We start from the raw sequence: 19,117 nt of genomic DNA on the forward strand, positions 1-19,117 counted from the left end.
CTCGTCACGATTTCCCGTGCAGCTCTATCTCGTTGATGCTCCCCCGCCATCCACCGTCGACTTGGGGGATATCAGTGAACCATACGAGCACGTACCGACCCTTTGCAGGGTCGTCGGGCTCGATGGTGGTCGCACCGGCGGCGCCCGATGCCTCGCCGACGGGCTGCAGGGCGTCGAGCGACTTCTCGTCGCCGACGCGCAGCTCCAGGTCGCTGCCGCCGGGGCCGACGTCGATGTCGGCGCTGTGCAGTTCGACCGGCCCGCCCATGTCGACGAGCACGCCGATGCCGGACTTGAGCTTGCCGAAGTCCTCGCCCTTGTAGGTGGAGGTGCTCCAGTCGGTCGACGGGTCGCCGTCGATGGTCAGCCCGGCTTTGTCAGCGTGGTCGGCGTCGCCGTCGGTGATGATCTCGGCGCTCTGCGGCTCCAGGGCCGTGATCTGCGCCTCGTCGTCGGAGCCGCCGCCGTCGCCGTCGTCGGTGGTGTTCCCGGCCTCGGTGCCCTCCTGGCCGGAGCCGTCGTTCATGGCCGAGCCGAAGTGCCAGGCGCCCACGACGACGCCGATGAACACGATCAGGGCGGCGGCGCCCATCAGCACCCGGACAAGGTTGCCGCCGCCGGGCGGACGGCCGTCGCCGTCACGGGAGCGGCCTGCGCGGTCCCGGCCGCGGCCGCCGCCGGAGCGGTGCTCGGTCGAGGGCATCTGCCCGGTGTTGCGGGAGGTGCCGCGCTCGGGCGGGGGAGCCGCGGGTGCGGCGGCGGGGGACACGGGGATGGGCACCAGGCGCGGCACGTCGGCCAGCGCCTCGGCCAGCTCCCGGGAGCTGCCCACCGGCCCGGGCCCGACCGGGGCCTGGAAGGCCGAGCGCCCGACCAGCTCGTCGAAGCGCGGAGGGACACCGTTGGCGACCAGCGCGGGGCGCCGCGGCACCCCGTCGACCAGCGGCGCCGGCGGCAGGTCGACCCGGCCGGGGCCGGGCCAGTGCCCGGTGAGCGCCGCGTACAGCAGGCGGCCCAGGCCCTGGGCGTCCGCGCGGGCCGGGTGCTCGGCGGCGATGCCGCGCAGCGCGGCGTCCACCCCGATGCCGGTCAGCTTGACCGCGCCGCCGACGCTCCAGATGAGCTTGTCGGGGGTGAGGTTGAGGTGGAACAGGCCGGTGGCGTTGGCCGTGGCCAGGGTCTCGGCGGCCTCGGCGACCAGGCCGGCGGCGCGCTCGGGCTCCAGCGGCCCCTGCTTGAGCAGGTCGGTCAGGGACTGGCCGACGACCCACTCCTCGACCACGTAGGGGGTGGGGCCCGCGTCGTCGGCGTCGAAGACCTGGGTGACACGGGAGTCGGCGATGCGGCTGGTGGCGCGTGCGGCGCGGACGGCGTCCCCGGTTCGCGGGAAGCCCTCCGTGAAGGTCCACACGGCGACGAGGCGGGCGAGCGTCTCGTCGGTCGCCTTCCAGAAGGAGGCGCCTTCGGTCTGGCTCACCAGTTCGTCAAGGCGGTAGCGGCCTGCGAGCCGCGCGCCCGGCTCAATGATGGAAGTGCTCATGCCGGGAGTGACGGACACGACGACCGGGGGGCCAGCGGGGCGGGCGCGAGGGGGCGCCGGGATGCCGTCAGCGCTGGGGCCGGCCATGTCGGCGGTCCCTGACCTCCCTTCGGGCAGCTCGGAGATTCACGGGTGGGGCGGAGGAGAACTGCTGTTCCATGCTAGGACGCCTGGGCGGTGTCCTCGGAGGACAAGTACACCGCACCTGTGACGCTCGGTCCTCCTTCCAGCGACTACGTACCGTCATCCGGTCGGGGTGATCAGCGACGGAGTAGGCGGGTTCGTACCATACCGAAGAATGTTGTGACTTCCGTCACCCCCAACCGGGGGGCGATGAGGATGAAGAGCAGGATTCCGACGAGGCCGCCGACCAGGACGGCCAGCACGGCGGGCAGGTAGGTGCCGGGCAGCAGCCCGAAGGTGAGGACCATCGCGATCCCGAAGACGGCGCTGGGCACGGACGCGGCGTACAGCCGAACCAGCGTCCCCATGGTGCGCCGCCCGTCCAGGCCGTTGAGCCTGCGCGCCAGCATGCGCCACGCCAGCACCGACCCCACGATGTAGTACGACCCGTAGGCCAGGGGAAGCAGCACCACAATGAGATGCGGCGGGGCGGTGAACAGCACGAGGATCGCCAAGGTCGCGTGGGCCAGCTCGGCGGGGATCGCGATCAGCGACGGGGTCCGGGTGTCGCCCATCGCGTAGAACACCCGCTGCTGGAGCTGGAACAGGGTGAAGGGCACCAGCATCGCGGCGAACGCGGTCAGGATCATGCCGACGCTGCGGGCGTCGTCCACCGACATGCTGCCGCGTGCGTACAGCACCACGCAGAAGGGGACCGCGAAGACCACCATCGCCACCGAGATCGGCACGATCAGCACCGAGGACAGCCGGAAGCCCAGGGAGAAGTCGCGCCGCACGAGGTCCTTGCGGCCGTCGGCGACGTGCCCGCTCATCCGCGGGAGCAGGGCGGTGATCACCGAGACCGCGATGATCGCGTAGGGCAGCTGGTAGATGAGCGAGGCGTACTGGTAGGCGGCGTATCCCGCGCCGGCCGCGGACCCCCCGGCCTCGGCCGCCCGCACCCCGGCCCGGGTGGCCACGTTGACGGTGACGAGCATCCCGGCCTGCACCACGCCGATGTACAGCAGCATCCACCCGGCGGTGCGCACCGCCTCGCCCAGGCCCGACCCGCGCAGGTCCAGCCGCGGCCGCCAGCGGAACCCCGCCCGCCACAGCGTCCACACCAGTACCGCCATCTGCACGACCTGCGCGGCGGCGGTACCCACGCCCAGGATCGCCAGGTCGGAGCGGGAGATGGTCTCAGGGCTGTTTCCCGGCCCGGCCACCCACAGGAACAGCAGCCCGGCCGCGATGATCACCAGGTTGTGCAGGATGGGCGCCCACATGGGGGCGGCGAAGTGGTTGCGCGCGTTCAGCATCGAGCTGGCGATACCGCTGGCGCCGATGAAGAAGATCTGCGCGAGCAGGAAGCGCGCCAGGTAGACGGCCACCTCGTGCTGGGCGCCGCTGAAGTCGCCCGCGTACAGCCGGATCAGCCACTCGGCGGCGAGGATGGCCAGCAGCGAGATGACGAACAGCGCCAGCAGCATGGCGGTGAACAGCCGCTGTTCGGTGGCCGTGCCGCCGTCGGCGTCGGTCTTGCGCCGCTTGACCAGGAACGGCACGAAGACGCTGGCGAGCAGCCCGCCGATGAGCAGGTCGTAGACGGCGAAGGGGACCGAGTTGGCGGTCTGGTAGGCGTCGCCGAGCAGCTGGGTGCCCAGCGCCGACGCCAGCACCACGGTGCGCCCGAACCCGGTGAGGCGGGAGACGACGGTGCCCACCGCCATGACGGCGCTGGAGCGCATCAGGTCGCCCGGGGCGGCGTGCGCCGCGCCGCCGATCTCGTCGCCCTCCTCGCCGGCGCGGTCCGCGGTGCCCAGGTCGCCGATGGACGAGGGGTCGCGGTCGGTGGTCAGGCCGGTTTCGGGGGCGCCTTCGGGCTCGTCCCGTTCAAGGGTGTCGAGCACCTCGTCGGGCAGGAGGAGCCGGTGGTGGTCGGGGTCCTCGCGGTTGGACTGGTCGTTGGCCACGGGGCTGCAATCTGGTCGGGGAGGGGGTTCCGGTGTCCGGCCGCGCCCGGGGAGGGGGCGGGGAGGCCCTTCGGCCCGATGGAGGGGAGGCCCCGAGGATACGGGGCCGGGGGCCGGGCCCGCGCCGCGGGGGCCGCCTGCGGCCGGACCCGGTCAGCGAGCGGCCCGGCCGGGGGCCTTCGGGGCCGACCGGAACGGCTCGGCTCGGGGGCACACGGGGACACCGGGGCGTGCCTCGCGGATCAGGCCCTCCTGGGGGCGACGCCCGGGAGGGAGCACGCCGCGTCCCTGAGGCTCGACGGCGTGTGCTGACCGCATTCCCCCGCGGGCCTTGCGACGACCGCGCCCGGACGCTGCCCGCCACCGAAGCGCCCCGGGGGACACCCCTCAGCGGCCCAGCTTGGAGCGCACCAGCCCGACCACGGACCGCAGCTCCTCGATCCGCAGCAGCCGCGCCGCCGCGAAGAACAGGGCCATGCCCAGCAGCGTGCCCACCAGGGGGGCGCCCAGGTTGGTCGCCAGGCCGTCGCCGAACTGCCGGGTGAACAGCCACAGCACGCCCAGGGCGGCCGCGACCGCCGGGACCGCGGCCAGGAACAGCCGCACCAGCGTGTTCAGGATGCGCCGCCCGTCGAGCCCGCCGAGGCGGGCGCTGAGCACGGCCCCGGCGATGACCAGGCCGGAGACGAAGGAGAGCATGAACCCGGCGGCGACCCCGACCACCACCAGGTTCGGCGGCAGCAGCAGGTACGCGCACACGGCCAGGGTCCCGTGCACCGCCACGTTGGCGATGCTGATCATGGCCGGGGTGCGGGTGTCGCTCATCGCGTAGAACACCCGGAGCATGAGCTGGAAGACGGTGAAGGGCACCAGGCCCAGCGACATGACGGCCAGCACCACGCCGATGTTGTGCGCGTCGGCCGTCGAGGTGGAGCCGCGGGCGAACACCAGCACCGACAGCTGCACCGAGTACACCGCCATCGCCAGCGACAGCGGCACCAGCACCAGCGCCGACACCCGCAGGGTGCGCGAGAAGCCCTCGCGGACCTCGGCCCACAGGCCGTCGTGGGCCTGGGCGCTCATCCGCGGCAGCAGCACGGTGATCAGCGAGACCGCGATGATCGCGTAGGGCAGCTGGAAGAGCTGGTAGGCGTAGTTGTAGGCGGTGAGCCCGGCGCCGACGCCGTAGCCCTCCTGCACGCTCTGGCTGCCCGCCCGGTTGGCGATGTTGGTGGTGATCAGAAAACCGGCCTGGGTGGTGATGGTGTAGAGGAACATCCACCCGGCGGTGCGCAGCGCCTCGCCCAGGCCCGACCCGCGCAGGTCCAGCCGCGGCCGCCAGCGGAACCCCGCCCGCCACAGCGAGACCACCAGCGCGACGGTCTGCGCCGCCATCCCGCAGGCGGTCCCCAGGCCCAGCAGGGTGAGTTCGCCCGAGGTGACGTTCTCCGGGGTGCGGCCGGGCAGCGCGACCCAGATGAAGGCCAGCCCGACCGTGATGATCACCAGGTTGTTCAGGACCGGCGCCCACACCGGCGCGCCGAACCTGTCGCGCGTGTTGAGCATCGCGCTGATCAGGCCGCTCAGGCCGACGAAGAAGATCTGCGCGAGCAGGAAGCGCGCCAGGTAGACGGCGACGTCCATCTGCGCCCCGTTGAACCCGCCGGCGTACAGCTCCAGGATCCAGCGCGCGGAGGCGATGGCGGCGGCGGTGACCACCAGCAGCAGCACGACGGCGGCGGTGAACAGCCGGTCCTCGGTGGCCTTGCCGCCGTCGGCGTCGCCCTTGCGGCGCTTGACCAGGAAGGGGATGATCACGCTCGCCATCAGGCCCTGGATCAGCAGGTCGTTGATGATGAACGGGATCGTGTTGGCGGTGTTGTAGGCGTCGCCGAGGAGCTGGGTGCCCAGCGCGGCGGCCAGCACGATGGTGCGGCCGAACCCGGTGATGCGGGAGGCCATGGTGCCGACCGCCATGACGGCGCTGGAGCGCATGGCCCCGCCCGGGGAGCCGGACGAGCCGGACGAACCGGAGGCGCCGGTGTCGTCGGAGCCGTTCCCGGAGCCGTCGGGGCCGCCCGGCCCCTCAGGGGGACGCCCGGTGTCGCCGCGTCCCTCGGCGGTGTCCGTTGCCACGGGATCGGTTCCCTTCACTGGTCGCCCTTGCGGTCCGGCCCGCCGTCGGCGGGGGCGTCGTCCGAGGTGCCGGAGGAGGTCCGGGCGTCCTCGTCGTCCTCGTCGGCGTCGGAGGCGTCCTCCTGTGCGCGCTCCTCGCCGCCGTCCCGTCCGGCCCGCTCGTCCGGTTCCTGCTCGCCCCGGCGGCCCTCGGGCTCCTCGGCGCCGTGGGCGTCCTCCTGCCCGGCCCGCTCCCCGGCGGCGGCCTCGTCGGCCGCGTCACCGGCCTTTCCGTTGTCCGCCTCGGACGCCTGTTCCCGGGCGGTCCCGTCGTGGGCGGTGCCCTCGGGCTCCTCGGCGCCCCCGTCGTCCCCGCCGTCGGTCGGCGGGCCGTCCCCGGAGGCCGCGGCGCGCTTGCGCGCCCACTTGCGCAGCACCCGCGGGGTGAGCGCGACGATCAGCACCAGCGCGCCGAGCCCGCCGATGATCATCGCCTGGTACCCCAGGCCCGACGCGTTGACCGGGGTGATGGTCTCCTCGGAGGAGATCGGCTCGCCCTGGGTGTTCTGCAGGCTCAGGTACAGCATCGTCCGGCCGTTGATGCGCGCCTCCAGCGGCACGTACACCGTGGTCTTCTGGCCGGGGCCGATCTCCATCTCGTCCTGGTAGTCGTCGATCTTCATCCGCTCGGGGTTCTCGGAGAACATCGCCAGCTTGATCCGGACCGTCTCGTCATCGCCCTGCAGGTCGTTGGCGATGATCACGCCGATGGTGCCGGTCTTGCTCGCCAGCGTCACCGGCTCGGTCGGCACGATGCGCACGCTCGCCAGCCCGTTGCGCACCGAGGCGCCGATCAGCCCGAGCGAGCGCGCGGCCCGCGCCTCCTCCTCGCGCCAGGCGGCCGACTCGGCGCGCAGCACCGCCGGACCGTACGGGTCGGCGTCCTCCTCCACCAGGATGCTGTTGAACAGGCGCACGGTGCCGCGGATGTCGTCGACGCGCTCCATGTGCTCCTGGCCGAGGCGGGAGTCGGCGGTGGCGTCGCCCCCGGCGGGGCCGCGCCGCTCGCTCTCGCCCCCGGGCGGCTCGACGTCGGGCAGCTCGACCGTGCTCAGCCACGGCAGGTCCTCGGAGGCCTCCAGCACCCCCGAGGCGAACTCCTCACCCGGGTTCCAGGTGGTGGGCGGCATCGCCACCACGGTGCGGTCGTCGCCGGTGTGCTCGCCGCCGATCATCGCGGTCTCGGCGATGAAGCGCTGCTGCGCCAGCGCGGCCTCACCGGCGGTCCGGCTGGGGCGGCCCAGCGCCTCGGTCAGGCCGGGGTCCATGACGATCCCGGTGGCCTCGCCGCCGTCCACCTCCAGCGGGGCCGCGGCCGAGGGGGTGTGCTCGACCCACGACCGGGCGGGCATCGCGGTTTCGGACAGCAGGAAGGTTTCGGCGCCCTGGGCCGCGTAGTAGTCGAGGGTGGCGGTGTCGACCAGGCCGCCGGGGGGCAGCGCGTACGCCGGGTCGGCCTCGAGCCCGAGGGTCCGCAGCAGCGTCTCGTCGCCCAGCCGCACGGCCGCGTCGAGGTCGTCCTCCAGACCGGCGTCGAGGAGCGCGGACACGTCGGGGTTGGCGTAGGGGGTGGTGATCAGGGGCGCGTCCTGGAGCGCGTCCGCGGTCCGGTCGAGCCAGACGCGGGCCCCGGGGTCGGCCTCGACGGTGCGCACCGGCAGGGTCTCGCCCTTGCCGGGGACGTCGGTCTCCTCCAGGACGTTGTAGGAGCCGGACGCCAGCCGGTCCACGTCGGCCAGCAGGCCCGGGTCGACCGCCCAGGTCACCGGTACGCGGTCCGCCTCGTCGCCGTCTCCGCCGTCCTCGTCCCCTTCCTCCCCGTCGTCGGCGCTCGCCGAGGGCGACGGCGATACCTCGGACCCCTCCCCGTCGGGGGAGGGGGTCGCCTCCGCGGACTCCGGGTCCAGGGTCAGGCCGGGGTCCTGCGCCCCCGCCGTGAGCAGGCGGCCGAGCCGACCGTCCGGGCCGACGCTGGCCGCCAGGTCGGTGCTGAGGAAGGTGTCGTCGTCGGTGCGGCGGGGGTAGTCCATGAGCGGCCACACCCACGCGATGTCGACGGGGGAGGGGGCGCCGCCGGAGCCCTCGTAGGCGATGAAGGTGCGTACCGTCGCCAGGTGGCCCCCGCCGCCGTCGAGCGCCTCCACCGCGACGGGGTAGGCCCCGAACCCGTCCAGGTCCAGGTCGGCGGCGTCGGCCTCGATACGGAAACGGGCGCTCTCGCCCGGCTCCAGGGCGCCGTCCACCTCGCTCTTCGGCCCGTAGGCGGGGGTGCGCTGGTCGGCGGGCCCCTCGGCGGAGGCGAAGTCGCCGAGCCGCGAGCGGTCCTGGAAGGGGTAGCCGGAGTAGCGCAGGCGCACGGACACGCCGTCCAGGGCGGCACCGGTGGTGTTGGTGACCTCGCCCTCGATCCGGACGGTGCTGTCGGGCTCGACCGCCTCGGGGCCGATCTCCTCGACGACGAGCGGGTCCTGCCCGTCCCGCTCGGCCGGTGCCGAGGGGGCCTGCGCAGGGTTGAACGCGGCCAGTGACGGGAACAGGACCGCGGTCGTGGCCACGACCGCGCCCAGATGAGCAAATCGACGCACGCCAGAAGTTTCCAGTCGGGATTGACGGTGGCCAGCGGGGATACCGCGCTTGGTGGACGCCGTGGCCCGTAAGCATGCGCCACCGCGTCGGGGGAAGCAGAGCGGTCGCGCTATCGGTCCAGACGATACCCCCTCAGGGGGGCCGTCCCGAAGTAATGACCGGGCGCGTGCGCGCGGGGTCCTCCGATTCGCACCACCCGGGCGGGCGACCTACCCTCTGTTGATGTGTCGAACACTGCGCTCCCCGGCCCGACCGGCCGGACCCCGTCCGCCGAGCCGTCCGCCGACCCGCGGGAGGCCGTCACACGCCTGTTCTCCACGGTCGACGAGTCCGTGGCCGAGCTCGGCGAGCGGTTCGCCGCGGCCGGGTACGAACTGGCCCTGGTCGGCGGCCCGGTCCGGGACGCGCTGCTCGGCCGCGAGGTGCACGACCTCGACCTGACCACCGACGCGGTGCCGCAGCGCATCCTCGAACTGGTCGACGGCTGGGCCGACGCGGTGTGGACCGTGGGCATCGACTTCGGCACGGTGGGGCTGCGCAGGAAGGGCGTGCAGCTGGAGATCACCACCTACCGCAGCGAGTCGTACTCGCCCAAGTCGCGCAAGCCCGAGGTGGACTACGGCACCTCGCTCACCGAGGACCTGGTGCGGCGCGACTTCACCGTCAACGCGATGGCGGTGCGGCTGCCCTCCCGCGAGTTCGCCGACCCGTTCGGCGGCCTGGACGACCTGCAGGCCCAGCGCCTGCGCACCCCCGGGCTGCCGGAGGACTCCTTCAGCGACGACCCGCTGCGCATCATGCGCGGGGTGCGGTTCGCCGCCCAGCTCGGCTTCGAGCTGGCGTCCGAGGTGCGCGAGGCGGCCGGCGCCATGGCCGACCGGCTCAAGATCGTCTCGGCGGAGCGGATCCGCGACGAGCTGACCAAGCTGATGGTCAGCCCGGCCCCGCGGCTCGGTGTGGAGCTCATGGTGGACCTGGGGCTCGCCCCCTACGTGCTGCCGGAGGTCCCCAAGATGCGCCTGGAGATCGACGAGCACCACCGGCACAAGGACGTCTACGAGCACTCGCTGACCGTCCTGGACCAGGCGATCGACCTGGAGCGGAGCCGGGGCATGGAGCCGGACCTGGTGCTGCGGCTGGCGGCGCTGCTGCACGACGTCGGCAAGCCCAAGACCCGCGCGTTCGAGCCCGGGGGCCGGGTGACCTTCCACCACCACGAGGTGGTGGGGGCGTCGATGAGCAAGAGCCGCCTGAGCGCGCTGCGCTTCCCCAAGGACGTGGTGAACGACGTCAGCACGCTGGTGGCGCTGCACCTGCGGTTCCACGGCTACGGCAAGGGGGAGTGGACCGACTCGGCGGTGCGGCGCTACGCCCGCGACGCCGGGCACCTGCTGGAGCGGCTGCACGTGCTGACCCGCGCCGACTGCACCACCCGCAACCGCCGCAAGGCGGCGGCGCTGGCACGGGCCTACGACGACATCGAGCGGCGGATCGACCGGCTCGCCGAGGAGGAGGAGCTGAACAGCATCCGCCCCGACCTCGACGGCAACGAGATCCAGGGGATCCTGGGCATCAAGCCGGGGCCGCTGGTGGGAAAGGCGTACCGGTACATGCTGGAGCTGCGCTTGGAGAACGGGCCCATGGAGAAGGAGGCCGCGGAGTCGGCCCTCCGGGAGTGGGCGCGCGAGCAGGGCATCGGCGAGGACTCCTGAGGCCTGCTCCTGGAGCCGCCAGGTGCATGAAGCCCCATGGGGATGTGTCCCCATGGGGCTTCGTCGTCGTAGGGCCTTGTCGACTTCTCCATATCTCCGTTTGTCCGCCTTTCGGCATAGCGCCTTGCCTCACGGCGGGTCGGCGACACGGGAGGTCAGGCGCCGCCGTCTCCATCCACAGGGTGTGGACACCGCCTGTCGGCTATGAACCCGGGACACCTGCGACGAGAAGGGGCAGGATCGCGAAACCGCCGATGAGGGTGGCGGCGCCGACGGTCGTACAGGCAGCGCGCGCCTGATCCTTGACGGCGTCGGCGATCCGGCGGCGCAGGAGCGGGCGGCGCATCTTGGCGCGGAAGCGGTCGTCGGCGTGGGCGGGCCAGTGGTCGCCGGGGCGCATGCGCCCGAGGCTCAGGGCGCGCAGGTGGGCGATGAAGTCCCGTTGCTCCTTAGAGCGTGGGAAGTCCTCGGCGGTGAGGTGTGGCGGGAACATCGGTCGCAGTTCCGGGCGGGGAGCGGGCACGGGCGCCCGGGACGGGGCACCCCAGGTGTCGCTGCCGGTCGCGATGATCTCGGGCCGGACGGCGGCGAGCCGCCGGATCAGGTGGGCGAGCTCGGCGTTCTGCGCGGCATCGAGGCCGCGGGCTTCGGCGGGGTGGGACGGAGCGTGGCAGGCGATGGTCGCCATGGAGGTCACCTCGTTGTGGAGTCGTGGCGGCCGGAGTGCGGCCGGTGAGTGGAAGAGCGGGCGCCGCCCCCTCCCGGTGCGGCGCCCGCAGGGGGCCGCGCGCGGAGCGCGGTGGTCAGCGCGCGGCGAGTTCGGCGAAGGCGATGGCGGAGGCGAGGACGCGGGCGCAGCGGGGGCAGAGGTCCGCGTGCACCTCGATGGTCCGGGCGCGCCGTTCGACCTCGGGACGGGTCTCGTGCAGGGGAGCCGCGAAGTGCTCGGTTATGCCTAGCGAGGCGGCGCACCGGGGCGGCAGCGGGTGGCAGAAGACAGCGTTGATGAGCGGAGTCTCGACGCCTCGGCCACTGCGGAAGAAGATCCAGCCCCGGCCGACGTAGTCATCGCGCAGGGATGGGCAGGGGTGGCGGGGGTTGTTCTGAGCGGCAGAGGCGACCATCACGTGCCTACCTCTTCGTTCCGCGATAGCGCCGAGCGTACGTCCATTTCCCATCGCCCCTAAGCCGGGAGTCGGTTCCTAGGGGCCAGTGTGTGAAGGCTCGGTCCGCCTCCACCAGGCCACACGTATATTCCTCAACGGATACTCCTCACGTGTGACGCCTTCGTGAGACTCTGTGATATATGAATGACTTGCAGAGGGAGCTGCGTCGACTGCGGAAACAAGGTGGTCTGACTCAGGCACAGGTGGCCGAGGCTGTCGGCTACGTACCTTCAGCCGCCTCGAACTGGGAAACCGGGCGAACGTCCCCGAATCGGTCCACTGCAGAGAAGCTCGATGACTTCTTCGGAGCGCGTGGCGGCCTGGTTCGGATCTGGGAGGAGACAACACAGGCAGACGGTGTTCCGCCGTGGTTACGTGATGATAGGCAGCTCTCTGAGCGTGCTGTTTCGATCGAGGTCGTGACGCCGGTGCTCGTGCCGGCCTTGCTGGAATCACCGCTGTATGCGCGGTACGCCCTCGCAGAGGGGCGCCCGTCCGATCCGATGGGGGTGATCGACGAACTCGTCCGCGTCAGGTGCTCACAGCTCGACCAGTTGGGGAAGGACGTTCGCGTCTTCGCGACGTTCCCCGAAGCTGGGCTTATCGGGGTCCCCCCGGCCGCACGAAAGGAGCAAGCCGCCCACCTGCTGGAACGCATCGAGTCAGACAGAGTCCGCGTGCACATGGTCCCTGCTGGCAGCATCCTCGCGGGGGTCACGTCCCCCTTTCAGATCTACCGGCTACGTGACGGGTCACAGGTGGCCACGTCAGAGCACACGAACGGGACTATCCTCGTCAATGAAGCCCCTGGTGTGCAGCGGTTGCAGGACCTTGCACGGACTGCCCTAGGCAGTGCTCTCCCAGCGGACGACACCCTTCGGAGATTGAAGGAGATCAGCGATGAATGAGTGGCACACGTCCAGCTACTCCCAGAACGGAGGACAATGTGTCGAGGTCCGGGAGCATGCCCAGGGCACGGACGTCCGGGACACCAGACACAGAGCCGCCGGGCATCTCTCGTTCCCCCTGGACGAGTGGCGCGCCTTCCTCCACGACCTCAAGAGCGACCACTACTCTAAGGAGATCAGTGGTGAGTGAGTGGCACACCTCCAGCTATTCCCCCAACGGCTCCAACTGTGTGGAAGTCCGGGAGCATGCCCAGGGCGCGGATGTCCGGGATACTAAGCACAGAGCTGCCGGGCATCTCTCGTTCTCCCTGGACGAGTGGCGCGCCTTCCTGCTCGACCTCAAGCGCGACCGGTTCTGAGGCTCAGGAACGGTCAGCGGTGTCGGTCAGGCGACCTCGTGGGCCTTGTCCGGCTTCGCTGAGGTCCGCTTGCGTGACCTGGCCGAACGCAGCGTCCACGCCGTAGCCATCGCCACGTAGACGGCCGCCATCCCCAGGATCACCGACACGCTCTCCCCGGATGGCGGCACCGCCATGGCCGCGAACCCCGCTGCCGCGACGAAGGCGGCGTTGAAGAGCATGTCGTACACGGAGAACACCCGCCCCCGATACGCATCGTCGACATATCGCTGAACCAGCGTGTCGACCGTGACCTTCACCCCCTGGGACACCACCCCCAGCCCGAAGGCGGCCACCGGGAACAGCGCAGGCGACAGGGGAAGGCCGAAGACCACAAGCACCACCGCCCCGAACGCCAGCAGCCCCGCGATCCACGTCGACGGCGCCATCCGGGCCGTCGCCCACGGCGTGGCCACCGCCCCGAGCAGGAACCCGACCGCCGACGCCGACAGCGCGACGCTGAACCCGGCCAGCCCCGCCACGCCCCCGTCGGTGAACGTGTTGTTGTACAGCAGCAGCGTCATCAGCGTGGAGATGCCGAACACGAACCGGTGCCCGGCGATGGTCGCCAGCCCGTCGCGCGCGGGCGGGCGATCCCAGATGTGCCGGGCGCCGTCGACCAGCCCGGAGACCGTGCCGCGCAGCGCCGCCCGCACGCGTGTCGGCTCCTCCTCCAGGTCCGGCCCCAGCTCGCGGCGGCCCAGTGTGAGAGAGACCGCCCCGGCGGCGGCGAACATCAGCCCGGCCGCGGCCAGCACGGCCGCCGTGCCCCCGGGGCCGTCCCCGGCGGGGATGCGCAGCCCCGCCCCGGCCGCCGCGCCCAGGAAGCTCGCCGCGGTCCCGCAGGTCGGCGTGACCGCGTTGGCCATCATCAGCCGGTCCCGGGCCACCACGTGCGGCAGCGCCGCCGACAGCCCGGCCAGGAAGAACCGGTTGACGCTGAGCAGGACCAGCGCCGCGAGCAGGAACGGCGCCCCGTCGGCGCCCACCGCCACCAGCACCGCCGTGCCGCCCCCGAGCGCCGCCTTGGCCAGGGCCGACACCAGCAGCACCTGGCGGCGCGACCAGCGGTCGATGAACACCCCGGCGAACGGCCCGACCACCGAGAACGGCAGCAGCAGGACGGCGAACGCCGCCGCGACCTCGGCTGCGGTGGTGTGCTGCTCGGGGCTGAAGAACACGTACCCGGCCAGCCCGGCCTGGTACATCCCGTCGGCGAACTGCGAGACGACGCGGGTCGCGAAGAGGCGGCGGAAGCGGTCTCCGCGCAGCACGGTCCGCAGATCACCGAAGAAGGACATCCGCCAAGGGTACGGCGCGCCCGGACCGGTACACGGCGAAGGGGCCGCCCCGCGGGGCGGCCCCTTCGGAGGCTCCGAGGCGATCGCCGTGGCGCCGTGTCAACGCATCGGCTTGTCGACACCGCGCCACATCGGCGAGGCGATCAGGAGACACGACGCCATGGCGACTGCACGTCAGATCGGCCTATGGACGCGTCTCCAAGGCAGCGGATCGATGAGTCGACAAGGCGCTGAGCTTTTTAGCGCTCCACCTCGCCCGCGATGAAGCGCTCGACGCGGTCGTGCGCCTCGCTGTCGGAGTACTGCTCCGGCGGCGACTTCATGAAGTAGGAGGAGGCCGACAGGATCGGCCCGCCGATGCCCCGGTCCTTGGCGATCTTGGCGGCGCGGATCGCGTCGATGATGATCCCGGCGGAGTTGGGGGAGTCCCACACCTCCAGCTTGTACTCCAGGTTCAGCGGCACGTCGCCGAACGCGCGCCCCTCCAGCCGGATGTAGGCCATCTTGCGGTCGTCCAGCCACGGCACGTGGTCCGACGGGCCGATGTGCACCGCCCCCGCGTTCAGCTCGTGCGGGATCTGCGAGGTGACCGACTGGGTCTTGGAGGTCTTCTTGGACTCCAGGCGCTCGCGCTCCAGCATGTTCTTGAAGTCCATGTTGCCGCCGAAGTTGAGCTGGTAGGTCCGGTCGACGACGACGCCGCGGTCCTCGAACAGCTTGGACATCACGCGGTGCGTGATGGTGGCGCCCACCTGGGACTTGATGTCGTCGCCGACGATCGGCACGCCCGCGGCCTCGAACTTGGCCGCCCACTCCGGGTCGGAGGCGATGAACACCGGCAGCGCGTTGACGAACGCCACCCCGGCGTCCAGCGCGCACTGGGCGTAGAACCGGTCGGCCTCCTCCGAGCCCACCGGCAGGTAGCTCACCAGCACGTCGGCCTTGGCGGCCTTGAGCGCGGCGACCACGTCGACGGCGTCCTCGGTGGACTCCTCGATGGTCTCCCGGTAGTAGCGGCCCAGGCCGTCGAACGTGGGGCCGCGCTGGACGGTCACGCCGGTCGGCGGCACGTCGCAGATCTTGATCGTGTTGTTCTCGCTGGCCGAGATGGCGTCCGACAGGTCGTGGCCCACCTTCTTGGCGTCCACGTCGAAGGCCGCGACGAACTCCACGTCCCGCACGTGGTACGGCCCGAACTCGACGTGCATGAGGCCGGGGACCCGGGTCTGCGGGTCGGCGTCCCGGTAGTAGTGGACGCCTTGGACGAGCGACGCCGCACAGTTGCCGACGCCCACGACGGCTACGCGTACCGAACCCATTGGTCCTTGCTCCTTCTGATCCGTTGACGTGGAATGCGCGGCGCCCTCAGGGCGCCCCGCGGTGCGGCCCGGGGCCGCCTCACCGCCGGCGCCCGCCCGGGGGCGCGGTGCCCCGAGGCGGGGCGGGGGCGCCGGTGCCGCCACCGGTGCCCCCGTCCCGCTCGGCGCACCGCAGCTCCCGTTCGATCAGGCCGTCGAGCCAGTCCACCTCGCGCTGGACGGTCTCGGCGCGGTGCCGGTGCAGTTCGTAGGTGTAAGGGGCGCCCCTCTCCGAGAGGCCCGCCATCCGTTCGTGCAGCCCCTGCAGCCGCTGCAGCATCCGGTCCCGGCGCCCGCCGAGGATGCGGAGCCGGACGTCGGAGCCGAGGCGGCCGAAAAGGGTGAAGCGCACGCCGAAGCAGTCGTCGTCGTTCTCCGCCGGGGTGCTCGCGGAGAGCAGCCCGTCCAGGGCGGCCCTCCCCTGGTCGGTGAGGCGGTAGACGATGCGCGACCGCTTGCCCCGCGCGGCCTTCTGCGGCTCGGCGGCCGCCACGAGGCCGTGCTCCAGCAGCTCCTTCAGACAAGGGTAGAGCGAGCCGTAGGAGAACGCCCGGAAGGCGCCCAGCTCCCGGTTGAGGCGCTTGCGCAGCTCGTAGCCGTGCATGGGGGCCTCGGACAGGTGGCCGAGGACGGCGAGGTCCAGGACCCGCGCCCTGCGCGTGCTCACCGCCGCACCTCCTTCGGCCGATTCCCGCCGTCGTCTCCCGCACGGCCGCTCCGCCGCGCACTGACGACAGCTTCGGCGGCGGCCGTTCTGTTCCCGGCATCCCCCGCCGGGAGCGGAACGCGAACATACACGTGCTTTATGCGCGTATGACTATATCCAGTCGATATAGGTCCCTCGGCGCTCGGTGGGCGGTACGGGGTCGACCCGCCGAGGTGACGTAGTATTTCCGGGACCGTTTCTCTACCAGAACGAGATGTCGGCCCTGTGTGAGGCGTCCCCCGCCGACAGTGAGCGCCGCGCGGCGGAGACAGGCCCCTCCTCCTGGCTCCCGCGGGCGAGTGAGGATGCTTGTGAACAAGGGACGTCAGGAGGCGCGGGCCGCGGCCGCGGGGCAACGGACCCCCACGTGGCGCCGCGTCCTGCACTGGGTGCTGATGACGCTCTCCGCCCTCGTCGTGGCGGGGGCCGCGGCCTTCACGGTCGCCTACGCGCTCACGCCCGAACCGTCGAAGCTGCAGCCCCAGGGCGACGCCGCCGTGTCCGCCTCGGAGATCCACTACGCCGACGGCTCCAAGGCGACGAGCACCGGCACCGTCAACCGCACCAAGGTGAGCAGGGACCAGATCCCCGACACCGTCATCAACGGCGTCCTGGGCGCCGAACAGCGCAACTTCTACAAGACGCCCGGCGTCTCCATCTCCGGGACCACCCGTGCCGTCCTCAGCGGCGGCGAGGCGGGCGGCGGGTCCACCATCACCCAGCAGATGGCCCGCAACTACTACGACGGCCTCTCCCAGGAGCGCACCTACACGCGCAAGATCAAGGAGATCTTCATCTCCCTGAAGGTCGCCCGGCGCATGAGCCCGGACGAGATCATCACCCAGTACCTGAACACCGTGTACTTCGGCCGCAACGCCTACGGCGTCGAAGCGGCCGCGCAGGCCTACTTCGGCAAGGACGTCGAGGACCTGGACCAGGCCGAGGGCGCCTTCATCGGCGCGCTCATCCAGCGCCCCAGCGACTTCACCGACCCCGAGCCCGGGTCGCAGGCCGAGAAGGACCTGCACGCGCGCTGGCAGTACGCGGTCGACGGCGCCGTGAAGGCGCACGAGGTCGACCCCGAACACGGCATCACCCGGGAGGAGGCCGACTCCCTGGAGTTCCCCGAGACGATCGCCTGGGAGCCGGGCGCGTCGTCCTCCGACCCCTCCGAGGGCTACATCCGCGACGCCGTGGTCAAGGAGCTGCAGAACCGGTACGACCTGACCGACCAGCAGATCGCCACCGGCGGCTACGAGGTCCAGACCTCCCTGGACAAGGACCTCATGGAGGCCGCGGGGGACGCCTTCACCGAGACCCTGGGCGAGGTGCCCGAGGGGACCGTCGAAGGGCTCGCCGCGGTGGAGCCGCAGACCGGGGAGATCAAGGCCTTCCACGGCGGCAGTGACCCGGTCAACGACACCGACAACTCGCTGGTGCAGCGCGCGCAGGCCGGGTCGGCGTTCAAGCCCTACGCGCTCGCGGCCGGGCTGGAGGACGGCAAGAGCCTCAACAGCGTCTACGACGGCAGCTCGCCCCAGTCCTTCCCCGGGCTGACCGCACCGGTGCGCAACGACTCCGGCAAGAGCTACGGCCCCGTCAGCCTGCTGGAGGCGACGGAGAACTCGGTCAACACCGCCTACGTGGGGCTGACCGTCGACATCGGCGCGCAGAAGGTGCAGGACGCCGCCAAGGCGGCGGGCATCCCCGAGAAGCAGTTCGAGACCGCCGGGCTCGGCCCGAACATCGCGCTGGGCACCTACCAGGTGACCGCGCTCGACCAGGCGTCCGGGTTCGCGACCTTCGCCAACGGCGGCGTGCACATGCCCCGCCACATGGTCACCGGGGTCGAGGGCGCCGACGGCGAGCTCACCCCCGAGGACGCCGCGCAGCTGGAGACCGGGACGCGCGCCTTCGGTGAGGGCGTCGCCGCCGACGCCACCTACGCCATGGAGCAGGTCGTGGACGGCGGGACCGGAGCGTCGGCGGCACTGGCCGACGGCCGCCCCGCGGCGGGCAAGACCGGCACCACCGACAGCGCCAAGGCGGCCTGGTTCGTGGGCTACACGCCGCAGCTCTCGGTGGCGGTCGGGCTGAGCAGGGCCGACGGACAGCCCTTGCAACTTCCCGGCGTCGGCGGGATCTACGGCGGCACCACCTCCGCGCTGGTCTGGAAGGACTTCATGGAGACGGCGATGCAGGGGCAGCCGGTGCGGGAGTTCCCCGAGCCGGTGTGGGGCGGCGGAGGCGGCCAGGACACGCCCGTCCAGCCGCAGGAGCCCCAGCGGACGCAGCAGGACACGCCGACCCGCGAGCCGGAGGACACACCGCAGGACACGCCGACCGACGAGCCGACCTCCGACGGCACCGGCGGTGACGGTGACGGCACGGAGTCGCCCGATACCGGGGACGGCGGTGACGGGGGGACCGGAGGCGACGGCGGCGACGGGGGAACGGACGGCGACGACGGCGGCGACGGAGGCGACTCGGGCACCGGCGGCGACGGCGGCGGCACCGGCGGTGACGGCGGGCCGGACGGCGGCTCGCAGGGCGGCGGCGGTGGGGGCGCCTCGCTCCTGGACTCCGGGACGTGACACCCGGCGGGTCCGGTTGTTGTGTGGATCACTTTCGCAAAGCGCGGGCAACGTCCGCGCTTTGCCTTTTCTTTACCGCGAATACCCTGCGCAGATGCCATATGCCCGGCTCATTCGATGCGGGTCCCTCCCCGGGCGGGCGGCCACGGAGTACGCTGCGTGCCGGGCCCTCGAGTTGTCCGTACCGTGACCCGCTCAGGGGCGTCGGAGGGTAACCTCGCGGCTCGGGTTGTGCTATATGGCACCGTGCCCATAGCGTGGCGCCTGCTTTACCCGGGGCGGCGCGGCACGCAGGATGCACCCGCGGCCCGAGTCCGTCCCCAGTGAGGTCCAGCGACAGGAGGAAGCCGAGGACCACGTATTCCGGTCGACCGGAAAACCCCGCCCCGAGGCGGCGCGTCCCCTATACACGCGGACGCCGCCCCCCAGGCGCGACCGACCGGAACCGTATCCCCCATGGGGCGGCCGAGCGCCCCGCTCCTACCCGAGTCGTCAGGCCGTACGGCCGTAGATCAGCAATCGAGGACGCGTGAGTACCGAAAGACGACGTAACGCCGGCGGCGGGCGTCGGCGGGGC

General features: G+C 72.0%; 14 protein-coding genes. 5 read left to right on the plus strand and 9 right to left on the minus strand.

Annotated elements, in window-relative coordinates; genetic code table 11:
- Window positions 1-4: 4 nt before the first annotated feature.
- The 4 genes from D476_RS0115955 to D476_RS0115975 form a co-directional block, all read right to left on the minus strand.
- Window positions 5-1,540, minus strand: a complete 1,536-nt coding sequence (locus D476_RS0115955) for a protein kinase family protein (protein ID WP_026123549.1) — start codon at window positions 1,538-1,540, stop codon at window positions 5-7.
- A 260-nt stretch (window positions 1,541-1,800) separates the two neighbouring features.
- Complete coding sequence (murJ, locus tag D476_RS0115960; protein WP_026123550.1) at window positions 1,801-3,636, minus strand: murein biosynthesis integral membrane protein MurJ; 1,836 nt, start codon at window positions 3,634-3,636, stop codon at window positions 1,801-1,803.
- A 387-nt stretch (window positions 3,637-4,023) separates the two neighbouring features.
- Entirely contained in the window at window positions 4,024-5,790 is a 1,767-nt protein-coding gene (murJ, locus tag D476_RS0115970) for a murein biosynthesis integral membrane protein MurJ (protein ID WP_026123551.1), read from the minus strand.
- Window positions 5,787-8,396: a DUF6049 family protein gene (locus tag D476_RS0115975; protein WP_239648728.1), complete on the minus strand. Its 2,610-nt coding sequence runs from the start codon at window positions 8,394-8,396 to the stop codon at window positions 5,787-5,789. The genes murJ (D476_RS0115970) and D476_RS0115975 overlap by 4 nt, the downstream gene beginning before the upstream one ends.
- A gap of 225 nt (window positions 8,397-8,621) precedes the next feature.
- Here D476_RS0115975 and D476_RS0115980 point away from each other — a divergent pair, with 225 nt between their 5' ends.
- Window positions 8,622-10,109, plus strand: a complete 1,488-nt coding sequence (locus D476_RS0115980; RefSeq protein WP_017624946.1) for a CCA tRNA nucleotidyltransferase — start codon at window positions 8,622-8,624, stop codon at window positions 10,107-10,109.
- Window positions 10,110-10,311: 202 nt separating this feature from the next.
- Here the strand turns inward: D476_RS0115980 and D476_RS0115985 are convergent, their stop codons facing one another.
- Together D476_RS0115985 and D476_RS0115990 are read right to left on the minus strand one after the other, a co-directional pair.
- The gene (locus tag D476_RS0115985; protein WP_017624947.1) at window positions 10,312-10,797 is read right to left on the minus strand and encodes a hypothetical protein; all 486 of its coding nucleotides are present in this window, start codon (window positions 10,795-10,797) and stop codon (window positions 10,312-10,314) included.
- Between the two features lie 115 nt (window positions 10,798-10,912).
- Entirely contained in the window at window positions 10,913-11,233 is a 321-nt protein-coding gene (locus D476_RS0115990) for a hypothetical protein (RefSeq protein WP_040726490.1), read from the minus strand.
- Window positions 11,234-11,415: 182 nt separating this feature from the next.
- Here D476_RS0115990 and D476_RS36415 point away from each other — a divergent pair, with 182 nt between their 5' ends.
- From D476_RS36415 to D476_RS0116005, 3 genes are read left to right on the plus strand one after another with little or no spacing between them, the layout of a single operon-like run.
- On the plus strand, window positions 11,416-12,183 hold the full coding sequence (locus D476_RS36415) for a Scr1 family TA system antitoxin-like transcriptional regulator (RefSeq protein ID WP_083939537.1): 768 nt from the start codon (window positions 11,416-11,418) through the stop codon (window positions 12,181-12,183).
- Window positions 12,176-12,373: a DUF397 domain-containing protein gene (locus tag D476_RS0116000; RefSeq protein ID WP_017624950.1), complete on the plus strand. Its 198-nt coding sequence runs from the start codon at window positions 12,176-12,178 to the stop codon at window positions 12,371-12,373. Before D476_RS36415 ends, D476_RS0116000 begins: the two co-directional genes overlap by 8 nt.
- A complete protein-coding gene (locus D476_RS0116005; RefSeq protein WP_017624951.1) occupies window positions 12,366-12,542 on the plus strand; it encodes a DUF397 domain-containing protein in 177 nt (58 codons plus the stop codon). Before D476_RS0116000 ends, D476_RS0116005 begins: the two co-directional genes overlap by 8 nt.
- 26 nt (window positions 12,543-12,568) lie before the next feature.
- Here the strand turns inward: D476_RS0116005 and D476_RS0116010 are convergent, their stop codons facing one another.
- The 3 genes from D476_RS0116010 to D476_RS0116020 form a co-directional block, all read right to left on the minus strand.
- Window positions 12,569-13,882, minus strand: a complete 1,314-nt coding sequence (locus tag D476_RS0116010; RefSeq protein ID WP_017624952.1) for an MFS transporter — start codon at window positions 13,880-13,882, stop codon at window positions 12,569-12,571.
- A gap of 239 nt (window positions 13,883-14,121) precedes the next feature.
- Window positions 14,122-15,201: an inositol-3-phosphate synthase gene (locus D476_RS0116015; RefSeq protein ID WP_026123553.1), complete on the minus strand. Its 1,080-nt coding sequence runs from the start codon at window positions 15,199-15,201 to the stop codon at window positions 14,122-14,124.
- Window positions 15,202-15,280: 79 nt separating this feature from the next.
- A complete protein-coding gene (locus D476_RS0116020; protein ID WP_017624954.1) occupies window positions 15,281-15,907 on the minus strand; it encodes a PadR family transcriptional regulator in 627 nt (208 codons plus the stop codon).
- Window positions 15,908-16,257: 350 nt separating this feature from the next.
- Here D476_RS0116020 and D476_RS0116025 point away from each other — a divergent pair, with 350 nt between their 5' ends.
- Window positions 16,258-18,540, plus strand: a complete 2,283-nt coding sequence (locus D476_RS0116025; RefSeq protein WP_017624955.1) for a transglycosylase domain-containing protein — start codon at window positions 16,258-16,260, stop codon at window positions 18,538-18,540.
- The last annotated feature ends 577 nt before the right edge of the window (window positions 18,541-19,117 follow it).

The sequence above is a fragment of the Nocardiopsis chromatogenes YIM 90109 genome, assembly GCF_000341185.1.
In the GTDB taxonomy this organism is placed as follows: Bacteria; Actinomycetota; Actinomycetes; order Streptosporangiales; family Streptosporangiaceae; genus Nocardiopsis_A; species Nocardiopsis_A chromatogenes.